12 protein-coding genes and 1 pseudogene are annotated in these 11,492 nt (G+C 40.1%); 6 read left to right on the forward strand and 7 right to left on the reverse strand.

Translation table 11 applies throughout. The annotated features are described in order from the left end of the window. Positions 1-7: 7 nt before the first annotated feature. Positions 8-1,048: a sulfate/molybdate ABC transporter ATP-binding protein gene (locus IM450_RS11060; RefSeq protein WP_287667744.1), complete on the forward strand. Its 1,041-nt coding sequence runs from the start codon at positions 8-10 to the stop codon at positions 1,046-1,048. 380 nt (positions 1,049-1,428) lie between these two features. Further along, positions 1,429-1,524 (forward strand): annotated as a pseudogene (locus IM450_RS22705) (transposase); the annotation flags it as partial. 47 nt (positions 1,525-1,571) lie between these two features. Here IM450_RS22705 and IM450_RS11070 read toward each other — a convergent pair. Beyond that, complete coding sequence (locus IM450_RS11070; RefSeq protein WP_287667747.1) at positions 1,572-3,254, reverse strand: DUF4435 domain-containing protein; 1,683 nt, start codon at positions 3,252-3,254, stop codon at positions 1,572-1,574. A 254-nt stretch (positions 3,255-3,508) separates the two neighbouring features. Here IM450_RS11070 and hisH point away from each other — a divergent pair, with 254 nt between their 5' ends. Beyond that, entirely contained in the window at positions 3,509-4,147 is a 639-nt protein-coding gene (gene hisH, locus IM450_RS11075; RefSeq protein ID WP_002802596.1) for an imidazole glycerol phosphate synthase subunit HisH, read from the forward strand. Here the strand turns inward: hisH and IM450_RS11080 are convergent. Both IM450_RS11080 and IM450_RS11085 read right to left on the reverse strand, forming a co-directional pair. Beyond that, positions 4,136-4,888: an ABC transporter ATP-binding protein gene (locus tag IM450_RS11080; RefSeq protein WP_287667751.1), complete on the reverse strand. Its 753-nt coding sequence runs from the start codon at positions 4,886-4,888 to the stop codon at positions 4,136-4,138. The two genes, hisH and IM450_RS11080, sit on opposite strands and share 12 nt — an antisense overlap. Before the next feature lie 111 nt (positions 4,889-4,999). Then, the gene (locus IM450_RS11085; RefSeq protein ID WP_002802601.1) at positions 5,000-6,115 is read right to left on the reverse strand and encodes a branched-chain amino acid ABC transporter permease; all 1,116 of its coding nucleotides are present in this window, start codon (positions 6,113-6,115) and stop codon (positions 5,000-5,002) included. Between the two features lie 293 nt (positions 6,116-6,408). On the opposite strand from IM450_RS11085, the gene IM450_RS11090 reads away from it, so the two are divergent. Next, on the forward strand, positions 6,409-7,065 hold the full coding sequence (locus tag IM450_RS11090) for a response regulator transcription factor (protein WP_002802605.1): 657 nt from the start codon (positions 6,409-6,411) through the stop codon (positions 7,063-7,065). A gap of 14 nt (positions 7,066-7,079) precedes the next feature. Here the strand turns inward: IM450_RS11090 and IM450_RS11095 are convergent, their stop codons facing one another. The 4 genes from IM450_RS11095 to IM450_RS11110 all read right to left on the reverse strand — a co-directional run bounded on the left by IM450_RS11095 (position 7,080) and on the right by IM450_RS11110 (position 10,616). Next, positions 7,080-7,598 carry a low molecular weight protein-tyrosine-phosphatase gene (locus IM450_RS11095; protein ID WP_002802607.1) on the reverse strand — a complete coding sequence of 173 codons (519 nt, stop codon included), beginning with the start codon at positions 7,596-7,598 and terminating at the stop codon, positions 7,080-7,082. A gap of 2 nt (positions 7,599-7,600) precedes the next feature. After that, positions 7,601-7,894, reverse strand: coding sequence for a hypothetical protein (locus IM450_RS11100; protein ID WP_002733401.1), 294 nt, complete (start codon positions 7,892-7,894; stop codon positions 7,601-7,603). A gap of 130 nt (positions 7,895-8,024) precedes the next feature. After that, positions 8,025-8,663, reverse strand: coding sequence for a DUF2834 domain-containing protein (locus IM450_RS11105; protein ID WP_287667756.1), 639 nt, complete (start codon positions 8,661-8,663; stop codon positions 8,025-8,027). Positions 8,664-9,023: 360 nt separating this feature from the next. Then, entirely contained in the window at positions 9,024-10,616 is a 1,593-nt protein-coding gene (locus tag IM450_RS11110) for a hypothetical protein (protein ID WP_287667759.1), read from the reverse strand. Between the two features lie 268 nt (positions 10,617-10,884). On the opposite strand from IM450_RS11110, the gene IM450_RS11115 reads away from it, so the two are divergent. After that, positions 10,885-11,181 (forward strand): BrnT family toxin, encoded by a 297-nt coding sequence (locus tag IM450_RS11115; protein ID WP_002784536.1) that lies wholly within the window; start codon positions 10,885-10,887, stop codon positions 11,179-11,181. Beyond that, positions 11,171-11,455: a hypothetical protein gene (locus IM450_RS11120; protein WP_024968654.1), complete on the forward strand. Its 285-nt coding sequence runs from the start codon at positions 11,171-11,173 to the stop codon at positions 11,453-11,455. Before IM450_RS11115 ends, IM450_RS11120 begins: the two co-directional genes overlap by 11 nt. The last annotated feature ends 37 nt before the right edge of the window (positions 11,456-11,492 follow it).

Here is an 11,492-nt window from a genome sequence, read left to right on the forward strand (position 1 = left end):
AACCTAAATGAGTATTACTATCCACCAAGTTTCCAAACGTTTCGGCAATTTTCAAGCCTTAGATAATATCAGTTTAACCATTCCTGAAGGCAAATTAGTCGCCCTCCTCGGACCATCGGGATCGGGAAAATCCACCTTATTACGTTCAATTGCGGGATTAGAAAGTCCCGATAGTGGCGCGATTATCATTAACGGACAAGATACCACCCATCTGGATCCTAGACGGAGAAATATCGGCTTTGTTTTCCAACATTATGCCCTATTTAAACATTTAACTGTTCGTCAAAATATTGCTTTTGGCCTAGAAATTCGCCAGCAAAAATCGCCAGTAATTAAGAAAAAAGTTGAGGAACTATTAGAATTAATTCAATTACAAGGATTAGGCGATCGCTATCCCGCCCAATTATCGGGAGGACAACGGCAAAGAGTAGCTTTAGCCCGCGCTTTAGCCATTCAACCGAATGTATTATTATTGGATGAACCCTTTGGAGCTTTAGATGCAAAAGTTAGAAAAGAATTAAGGGTATGGCTGAGAAATTTACACGAAGAAGTTCACGTTACCAGTGTTTTTGTTACCCACGATCAAGAGGAAGCAATGGAAGTGGCCGATACGATTGTTGTGATGAATCATGGTAAAATTGAACAGGTGGGTTCTCCCGCCGAAATTTACGATCATCCAGCCACACCTTTTGTGATGCAGTTTATTGGGGAAGTGAATATCTTACCCAGTTTAGCAGGATTAGGAAATGGACATCATCCGGGGGATAATTCCACCGTTTTTATCCGTCCCCACGACCTGGAAATTATGCCCAATCAAGATGGGTTGAATAGTTGGGCAGTGGTAAAAAGAGTTATTCATTTAGGCTGGGAAATACAGGTAGAATTAATGTTAGCTGATGGGGAAATGGTGGTAGCTTACCTCAATCGTGAGGAATACAAGCAATTACAGTTACAACCAGAACAAACGGTACATTTAAAACCGAGAAAAGCGACCCTACTCACTGATTTTGACAATAAAAGTGAGAAAGTTATCGATTATTCAATTTAAAAACTTTATTTGTGTGACAGCTTTTCTCATCAAGATGAAGTATAAGCTAATTTGCTATTGATGATCGACTCCCTCCCCAAAAAAAACTTCGTGTCTCACTATTAAGATAACTGCTATGATGCTTGACTAAGACAATTATTTTTAAGTAATAAATGTTAAAGTATTCAGTTATAAAGAGAGCAAAAACGCAATATAATTGCTCAATCATTATCCTGAAAAAGTCGGCTTTCTTGAGGTTATAGTGATACTGAATTATGTTTTGAAAAGCTGTTAACGAATGCAGGAGGCAGGGAGCAGAAGTCCGTTTTTATAATGGGGATTTATGCCCCGCTCCAAAAACTTTTCGCCTTAAAAGGCGAGGTTTTAGTCCTGATTTTTTCGATAAACTGAAACTAATAAAACGAAGAGGCTATGGCTTTAGAAACTTTCGGAATTTTTGGGTTAGAAGTATGTTGTCTTGGCACCTTGTATGTTGATTTAGCATAAAGAGTAACGAAGAGCCGCTTATTTTTATTGGGTACATTTACCCCGACATGATATTAGACATATCTTCATCTTGATTAATAGTCGGCAATTCAGGGAGAGAATTTCGCAAAGCTCTGATAATTTTTTCGTTTTCCTTCTGGAGAATCAATCTTTTTATATAATCTACTAATCTATTACCTTGAAATCCGAAAAGATTTGAGACTTGAGGAAGTAATCCTTTATTATTATATAGACGCAATGCTTCAGAATAATCTTGGTTCTCTAATATCCTATTGATTTTTGTGCTTGTTTCTTGATACAAGCATGGAAGATTAATTGTAGATACCATTTGATCGAGTGATTCTTTTAGTTTTTCTTCACCAATTGCCTTGGCATTAAATGTTTTAAATGCAGCTTCAATGCGAAAAGCTACAATAGAAGAAACGAGCCTTTCTTTTTCTTTTTCCATCAGAGTAAATACTGTATTTTTAGCCTTCTCTATAATTTCATATATATCTTCTATGTGTAAAAAATCTCCTACTATCTTCAGTACGTCTTCTGATAATAAAATATTTTCAATTTCTGAAAAATCAAGACAGAATATTGCTTTATCCTTTAATTTTTTAATTTCTTGATCATTTCTAAAGTCTCGATCAATAATTCCTTTACAATCTAGCCCATGAAGATGTTTTAATTTAGAAAATGAACAAGTTGCATAAATGACATCAGCGCATCCACCATGAGGAATTACAGTATAGTCTTTAAACAGATGTGAAAAGATGAAATAATCTAAACCTTTTTTATCTCCTTCAACAAATAGGATAGGTTTTCTACTACCAATAATTTCTAAAAGTAGATTTTCAGGAATTTCGTCATTTTCAGGAATTAAATGCCAGTCCCACCTATCATTATCGTAACTTTTCAGCCAAATCTTGGTGGAATTTACGCGGGTAACTGCAAAATCTAGATCGTGAGTTAGATAGATAAATAAACAATCTGGTCTTTCTGCTTCAACTGCATCCCATAAGCGACTCTGTAATGCTTTGTGTAAATGAAGCTCAGGTTCATCAATAATGATAATCCCCTTTTCCTTGGCAGCAAGACATTGACCAATCAGATAAAAAATGACTCGTTCTCCATCACTCATTTCTGCACCATGATAAGAATTCCCACCACTTTTAGGACGTGCTTCTATTTTTCCTACCTTATCAGTAATAAGCTCACGATGAGGAAGTACAGACTCCCAAATACGTTTGATAATATCAAGATGGGTTTCTGGAGGCGTTTCTCGTAGTTCTGCCGTTTTACACTGTTGACGATATTTAGTGCTTTTCTGATAGTCTTCTGTAAATAAAAAAGTTAGTAACTTATCGTAGTCGTTCTGAAGAGCAGTATTAGGTTTAGACTGCCATTTACGTCCGATTTTGTACTGTGTAGTTTGTTCATCGGTTAAATTCTCTTGATGATAACCATATAGAAGATTATTTGTTGCAGCATCCTGGGAAGATGTAGAACAGTAATCCGGTATGGAAAGAGATCTTTGCGATGCAATTCGATGCACTAAATATCTTTCTGGTGAATGTAATTCAATCCAAGAGCCAAAACGAGTTTTTCCCGAACCATTAGCACCTATGACCACAACGCTCGATTGGGATTGCACTTTTACTGAATCCAGTGAACTCGAAATCGATGGAGGCAGTTGTAGCATTCGATATTCAGAACAATTAACACTTGCTTGCATAGCTACTCTAAAATGTATCTATAACTTGATCATAAGCTGTTGAGAATATTATGACCAACCCCCTTTCTTCAAAATCAATTATCAATGGGAATCAGATAGCCTGTGTTTGGGAAAAGGGTTTTATCAATTATGCAGGGCTGCTTTGTAAGCAGCCCGTTGCGGGTTCAAATCCCATTTAACAACTTTTGATTCAAGGGCTAATTTAGTAGTGTGATTGCTCTAAAATAAGGTCATCGCCCAATCAGTATATAGCAATGACCTTAATCGCTGTCATCGATTACGACATGGGAAATCTGCACTCTGCCTGTAAAGGACTGGAAACCGTGGGTGCAGTGCCGAAAATTACCGATTCTCCCCTAGATCTCGAAAAAGCTGACGCTATTGTGTTACCCGGAGTCGGTTCTTTTGATCCTGCCGTCCGGCAAATTCGCGCTCGTCATCTCGAAAAACCGATCAAAGCGGCGATCGCTAATGGTAAACCCTTTCTCGGTATCTGTCTCGGTTTACAAATTCTCTTTGACTCATCAGAGGAAGGACAAGAGGCGGGTTTAGGGATTATTCCGGGGACAGTGCGCCGTTTTCGCTCGGAACCTGGCATTACCATTCCCCACATGGGTTGGAATCAGTTAGACTTCACCCAGCCGGATCATGCTCTTTGGCAGGGATTACCCCCGCATCCTCACGTCTATTTTGTCCATTCCTATTATGTTGATCCCCTTGATAGTCATCTGACTGCCGCCACCGTCAGCCACGGCAGTCAAACGGTGACAGCAGCGATCGCTCGTGATCGTTTGGTGGCGGTGCAGTTTCACCCGGAAAAATCCTCGACTAATGGCTTAAAAATTCTGGCTAACTTTGTTGAACAGGTGCAAAAATTAGCTTTAGTCTCCTAAATAAGCCTTTAAAACCCGCTCGTTTTTTTGGATTTCGCTGGGAATGCCATCGGCTAAATTTGTCCCTTCTGCTAATACCCAAACGTAGTGACAAAGGGACATAATCACATCCATATTATGCTCGATAATTAAAAAGGTAATTCCCTGACGATTCCATTCGATAATATGGTCGCTGATTTGACCGATTAAAGTGGGATTAACTCCGGCGGCTGGTTCATCTAATAAAATTAATTTTGGCTCGGTCATTAGCACTCGGCCAATCTCTAATAATTTACGCTGTCCTCCCGATAAAGCCCCCGCATAATCGTGCGCTTTTTCCCCCAGACCGATCGAATCTAATATGTCCAAAGCTTTGTCACGATTTTCCTGTTCCTGTTGGCGAATTTTTGCCCCCTGAAACCAGACTTTGAGAAAATTTTCGCCCGTTTGTCCAGGACTAGCTAAGAGCATATTTTCTAACACCGTTAATCGGGATAATACCCTGGCGACTTGAAAAGTTCTTACACATCCTTTTAGGGCAATTTGATAGGGAGGCAGCTGATGAATGGGCTGACCATCAAGAAAAACTTCCCCTTTATCCGGGCGAATAAAATTAGATAAAAGGTTAAAAAGTGTAGTTTTGCCGGCTCCATTTGGTCCGATTAACCCGGTGATGCTGCCCTGCGGCACATCCAAATAAGCATTATTGACGGCGCGAATGCCTCCAAAACTTTTCGATAATCCTTTGGCAGAAAGTAACATATATAAATTATGAATTATGAATTATGAAGTGGGAAGTGTTTTCAGTGAAGAGTAATCGATGAACTGATAACTGATAACTGATAACTGATAACTGATAACTGATAACTGAAATTATTTTCCCAAAGTTAACTCCTCTTTTTTGCCGAGGATACCCTGGGGGCGCCAGATCATTAAAACCATGAGCAGCAGACCGATAATCATAATCCGTAAAGCCCCTAATTGGCTATCATTAAAAATATCTAATTGGGGCAGAATAAAGCGAGTCAGGGAATCGTAAGCCCAGAAAATTACTGCTCCTAGTAAGGTGCCGGCATTGCTACCAGAGCCACCGAGAATGATAATAATCCAAGCGTTAAAAGTCAATAACGGCTCAAAATTAGTCGGGTAAATAGTGGTTAATTGCCATGCTAAAAAAGCCCCGGCTAAACCAGCGATCGCACCGCCTAACATCAAAGATTGTAACTTATACCAAAAGACATTTTTTCCCAAAGCCCGGGGAATTTCTTCATCTTCCCGAATCGCTTTGAGGATGCGTCCCCAAGGCGATCGCAAAAGTAATTCTAAACCAGTATAAACGAGAGCGAGGAGTATTAAAACTACCACCATCAGCCCCGCTTTGTAATTATAATCATTCAAGGCAATTACACCGTTTATATACAGAAAAAGCAGTATTATCGCCCCTAACAACCCCCAAAAGATTAAAGCTCTCTTTTGCGTCGGTTGATAGCTTTTACCGCTAATTTGCCCCGCTTCGCGCCATTGTCGTTGCAGATTGCGCCCCAATTGCCAGAGAGCAAAGATAGCAAGCAGGGTAAACAGGGCAATAATTAATAATTTGACGGGAAAACTGGGATTTATATCCAAAGGTAGGGGATAACGTTGTAGTCCGAAACTACCCTTCGTTAACCAATCCTCGTTAAGCACCAGCAAACGAATTAACTCAGACACCCCGATGGTGACAATCGCTAGATAATCGGCTCTTAATCTCAGGGTGGAAAAACCGATGGCTAATCCCAACAATGCCCCTAGGATCGCCCCGACAATAGCGGCAAAAATCATCGGTACACCCTGTAAAGTTAATAAAACCGTTGCATAAGCCCCTAAAGTGGCAAAAGCAACGTGACCAAAGTTAATTAAGCCAGTAAATCCCCATTGTAGATTTAAACCGAGGGCAAAAATCGCGTAAATACCCGCCCAAATTGTCAGGGAAACTAAATAATCTGTCATCTTAAGTAAAAAGTAAACAAGGGGTTGGGGGAGTGGGAATTATCAATTATGAATTATCAATTATCAATTATGAAGTGGGCAGTGGGGGAGATGGGGGAGATGGGGGAGTGGGGAGATGGGGGAGTGGGGAGATGGGGAGAAAAAAAGCTGATGGCTGACGACTGATCACTGAAAAAGCTGGTTACTGCTAGTATAATATCAGTTAAAACGGCCTCTGTAGCTTGATGGACAATTGTGACGAGCGGAGGGTGCTAGGCTATCAATACTGAAAAAACCTTGTCCTGTTAATTTCTATGCCTCTTTTGATTCTAATTGCCGATGATGACCCCGGTATCCGCCTAGCGGTCAAAGATTATTTAGAATTAGCAGGTTATAGTGTGGTGGCGGCGAGTAATGGTTTGGAAGCTTTGAATTTATTGGATACCTATCATCCCCATCTTTTGGTATCGGATATCAAAATGCCCCGTTTGGACGGTTATTCTTTGGTGACTAAGGTGCGGCAACAGCCAGAATTTAGGTTATTACCGGTAATCTTTTTAACCGAAAGAGGGTCAACGGAGGAAAGAATTCGCGGTTATCAAGTGGGTTGTGATATCTATCTTCCTAAACCTTTTGAGATGGAGGAATTAAAAGCGGTTATTCGCAATCTTTTAGAGCGAGCGCAAATGGTGCAAAGCGAACGTCAATATCAGAAATTAAAACCAGAAGAAAGCCCCAAAACTAGGGATGTTTTAACTTCTTCTTTACAGGACGATTTTAAGTTAACTAATCGCGAGCGGGAAGTGTTAGAACATTTAGCCCGGGGACTTTCTAACAGTGAAATTGGGCAAAAACTGCATCTTAGTTCTCGCACGATCGAGAAATATGTTAGCAGTTTACTCAGAAAAACCAATACTAACAATCGGGCTGAATTGGTTCGTTTTTCCCTCGAACATAGATTAATCGATTAGCTGAAAGAAAAAACTTAAATTTTGTTTTTTACTTCCTCCAAAAGACTGCCACAGGAGTCTAAAAGTAGCTCGATTACGCGGTCAAAACCTTCACGACCACCGTAGTAGGGATCGGGAACTTCTTTTTCTGGGTGATAACGAGCATAGTCACACATTAACTTGACCTTTTCTTGATATTTTCCTGTCCGATCTAGGGATAAAATATCTTGATAATTGGCTTTATCCATGGCTAAGATTAGATCAAAATTATCGAAATCTTCGCGGGTAAATTGTCTGGCTGTCCCTTGCAGAGGAATACCGCGTTTTTTGGCCGCCGTATTCATGCGAGAATCGGGAGGAGAACCGATATGATAACCGGCAGTCCCCGCAGAATCACAGAGGATTTTATTACCTAATCCTTCTTGTTCAATCAGATAAGTCATGATATTCTCGGCAGCGGGAGAACGACAGATATTTCCTAAACAGACGAAGAGTAGTTTATAGGGCATAAATTCACTGGTAGAATCATCACTAAATTGCCAATTATAGGGCATTTCTAACATCCCGATAAAGATTTATCCTCAAAAAACTCCTCGCTGTCCATTAACCTAATTTTGGCTAATCCCAAGCTTTCTAAATAATCTTGCCACCCTTGGGGGGTATCTTCGATCGCTAATAATCCTAATACCCTAGCTACGTCTGCTACCCAGGGTAGGGTATGAATTCTATAACCCTGCCAGTTTACTTCTAAGGATAACCAAGCGGGAATCTCTTGGGGGTTAAATTGTTGGGAGGCAAGATAATCAGCTTGAAAGCAGTAAATCCGAGGTGGTTTTTGACTCTCTAACAAGGTTAAACACTCCTTCTAATCTGGACATTAATCTCTTGACTCGTATTTTAGGGGAACCTCAGCATAATTTTTGTTAAATATGAACTTCTCTTGTCAAGAAATAGTTAAGTTTGCTCAAGACAATTTACCCTTAATTCTCCCCTAAGCGAGGACGAATAATTAAATAAATTGCCGGACCGATTAGAGGCAATAGGGAAATTACCGGCAACAGGAAAGGATTTTTTAACCCCCGTCGGGTTAGATCATCTTGCAGCAAAATTGGACATAATACGGTTAAAAGACAGAAATCTAAACTCATAACATGAATAAAACGGCTAGTTTGCCACTGATGCCAAAAATCAGACCAATTGCCGTTAATTAATCCGTAAGCGATTAAAATTGCCGCAGTAATTAGGGCAATTACTCCCAACCAAGGTGAGTCTAAAAGTTTAATGACCAGATTTTTTTTACCGGTAAAATTGCTGTTGGGTTGACGGAGAGTTAGATAGGGTAAAATAGCGAAAGCACCCACGGCAAAGGAGGCAAAAGTAAAGGGCCACGCGATGATTTTTTGGTCACGACCATCGATAATTAAAAGGCTAGTGTAGATAAGTGGCCAAACTCCCATCAGGTTAAAAAGAGCGATAATTAACGGGTTGATATCTTGCCATTTCCCAGTGGAAAGATTGATAATTAAATTCACTGTATCTGGTTGATCGGGGGGTGCTAGTAAAAAAGCGTATAATCCGAAGCCTAACCAAAGTAAACCGAGAATAATTTTTGTTAACATGGGAGTAGATAATTAGGTTAATTGAGTAATCGGGTCTTCAGCATATATATTACTAGAAAAGTGATCAAAAAATCAAGCAATATTACCTAATCAATGATCATTAAGTAGGTAGGCGTTAAAAATTATCAGATGCCCCCTTATTAAGGGGAGATCCCCCCGCCTATCGGCACCCCCCTTATCAAGGGGAGATCCCCCCGCCTATCGGCACCCCCCTTATCAAGGGGAGATCCCCCCGCCTATCGGCACCCCCCTTATCAAGGGGAGATCCCCCCGCCTATCGGCACCCCCCTTATCAAGGGGGGCAGGGGGGATCGAACCTAAAATCCATTTTTAATTTAATTATAACCAGCTACTTAATTTTTAGGGAAGACGACGAGGATTCATGGTTTCTCCTGGGGTAATTTCTGCACTTTGAGAGTGGAGTAAGCGAGTTTGTTCGAGGATAGTTTCTAAGTCTTCATCCGAGAATTCTTCTACATAGTTTAATTTCACTTCTTCTAGGAAGATAATTAATAACATCTCGATTCTTTCTAGACTGTGACGGGATTGTAATTCCCCAGCGAGAGATTGCCCGAAACGCTGGACTAATTGCTGCAATAAACGTTCAAAAACTTCGTCTTCCTGGGTAATCTTGTCAGCTATATTAACAAAAGATTGATACAATTGACTAGATAGACGATTGCTCAAGTCAGTTTTTAACCCTTTCATACCGGGTAATCGCAATAAGCTCTGATACGCAGGAGTTTGACTGAGAATTTTCTCGATATTGTATTTAATTAAAGCTTCTGCTTCCGGTTTAACTTGCGGTAAAACCTTGTCAACGGTGCTATTAACTACTAACCGAAAAATTTCGATAACTTCATTAGTATCATTGAGATTATTATAGCCGCCATTGAGGGATCGATCGAGAAATTTCTCCACTTGTCCCCGTCGGATATATTCCTGTATTTGATTAATAATTCTCAGGACAATTATCTCAGTAATATCTTTAGAAATTAGCGCAACTAAACCTTTAACTGCCTGTTCTTTAATCAACTTTAAGTTAATAATTTTAACTTGGTCTAGGCGAATAACGGTAGGAATAAATCGCAACCATCTCCAGATAGGAACAAACAGAAAAATATCATACCATCGCCATAACATAGCCTCGCGCCAACGCAGGCCTTTATGAGTGCGAGCAATCCACCAAGTTCTCAGCATAAATTCCCAGAAAAAGATGGTACCAAATAAAAAATCGATCGCCTCAAAGTTATCTATCGGTCTCCCATCTTCTCCCAGGGGACGAAAATAATTAGTTTCTATTAAAGGTTGAATTTCTTGATTAAAAAATTTCAACTCTTTTTCCCAGCCATTTTGACTGAGATAATCCCAAGTCCAAAACTTCTGAAAGGCTGCTTTTGCGGAAACATTTTCTGTTTTAAAAACCCGCAAGCGCATTTTATTTTTAATCTTTTCTAAAGTCCCAGTTTTCTCCGCCGAGGCAAAGGGATTATTATCGACCATATTGACACTATTCTGGCGCAAATTTTCTAAAATTTTCTCAATCTCTTGGCGATATTCTCCCAGATTAAACTCTGGGTTAAAGAGTTTTTGATTAATTATTTGATTAAGTTTATTAACCGTATCTAAATATTCACTGGTACTGCGATAGGGTTTAATCCCTTTCACCACATCATACTTAGCGATTCCTTTAACAAAGGGAATTTCTAGGGGTTTATCGGGAGGTATTTGTAATTCTTGAAAGGAAATCGTCCCGAATTTTATTGGTTCATTAAATCTTAATAAAGTTATTTGCAAGCGTCCCTGTAACCAAAAATCTCGCAGGGGAATATAGGTTAAATCGAAAATAACCAGAATATAATTACATAACACCAATAGGGCCATGCAAGTCTCAAAGAGATTGCGCGGGGAAAAACGACGGTTTCTGCTCACGGGGTTTTTAGTCAAAGTCATTAGCCTAGAAAGCACACTTTGACTATGGTAAACCGAAAACGCCTAATTTTTTGGACCAAAAGCGATAGAAGTAGTGAAAAAAGGAGCGGTTAAACTTAGTTCTGCCTCAGCAATTAATAGATGTGGTCTTCTATTCTGTGATAGCATCCTAGCAGATTCAGTTATATCCCAAGTTACGGCGTTTTTCCTAAAGATGAAGCCTCGTAGCCTCCTAGGGTGTGTTAATAAAGTATTGACAATGTAAATACATCCTGCCTATACTACAAGTATGGATGTCTATTTTGTCCTCAGTGGCATTACTTTTGTTTGGAATGACGAGAAATCTAGGATTAACCCGATCAACCATGACGGTATTACGTTTCAGCAAGCAGCAGAAGTCTTCTTCGATCCACTGCTGGTTGTTGTTGATGCAAGTCGCAATGATGAGGCACGAGATGCGATCATTGGGTTAGATAGACGGTGGAATCTCCTGTACGTCGTTTATATTGAGCGTGAAAACGACATCATTCGGATCATTTCGGCTCGCAAAGCCACACGCAAGGAACGTGAGTATTATGAAAGTTGAGGCATTAAAAAAACGACTGGAGAAAAATCGCCCTATGACTACAATCACGATTCGTATTCCCGAAGATGTGATTGAAGATTTAAAGCGGGTTGCACCGTTACTTGGTTTCTCAGGTTATCAACCTTTGATCCGTGCTTACATTGGACAAGGGCTGCGTGCGGATTTGGAGCGTCTAGAGGGAGATACAATTTCTGCTCTCGTTGCTAGTTTGAAGCGTCATGGTGTAAGTGATGAAGTGCTGCAAGAAGCGTTGAGTGAAATTACTCCGCGTTAGTCTAGGTTTTCGGCCTCCTAGGTTGAGTTAAGCGAAA

The organism is Microcystis sp. M083S1, from assembly GCF_020246405.1.
Lineage (GTDB): Bacteria > Cyanobacteriota > Cyanobacteriia > Cyanobacteriales > Microcystaceae > Microcystis > Microcystis aeruginosa_C.

Coding starts and splice junctions, on each gene's coding strand:
- IM450_RS11120 (WP_024968654.1), top strand. CDS start 11,171: ATGAAAGTTGAGGCATTAAAAAAACGACTGGAGAAAAATCGCCCTATG.
- IM450_RS11070 (WP_287667747.1), bottom strand. CDS start 3,254: ATGCAAGCAAGTGTTAATTGTTCTGAATATCGAATGCTACAACTGCCT.
- hisH (WP_002802596.1), top strand. CDS start 3,509: ATGACCTTAATCGCTGTCATCGATTACGACATGGGAAATCTGCACTCT.
- IM450_RS11115 (WP_002784536.1), top strand. CDS start 10,885: ATGGATGTCTATTTTGTCCTCAGTGGCATTACTTTTGTTTGGAATGAC.
- IM450_RS11060 (WP_287667744.1), top strand. CDS start 8: ATGAGTATTACTATCCACCAAGTTTCCAAACGTTTCGGCAATTTTCAA.
- IM450_RS11085 (WP_002802601.1), bottom strand. CDS start 6,115: ATGACAGATTATTTAGTTTCCCTGACAATTTGGGCGGGTATTTACGCG.
- IM450_RS11105 (WP_287667756.1), bottom strand. CDS start 8,663: ATGTTAACAAAAATTATTCTCGGTTTACTTTGGTTAGGCTTCGGATTA.
- IM450_RS11095 (WP_002802607.1), bottom strand. CDS start 7,598: ATGCCCTATAATTGGCAATTTAGTGATGATTCTACCAGTGAATTTATG.
- IM450_RS11110 (WP_287667759.1), bottom strand. CDS start 10,616: ATGACTTTGACTAAAAACCCCGTGAGCAGAAACCGTCGTTTTTCCCCG.
- IM450_RS11080 (WP_287667751.1), bottom strand. CDS start 4,888: ATGTTACTTTCTGCCAAAGGATTATCGAAAAGTTTTGGAGGCATTCGC.
- IM450_RS11090 (WP_002802605.1), top strand. CDS start 6,409: ATGCCTCTTTTGATTCTAATTGCCGATGATGACCCCGGTATCCGCCTA.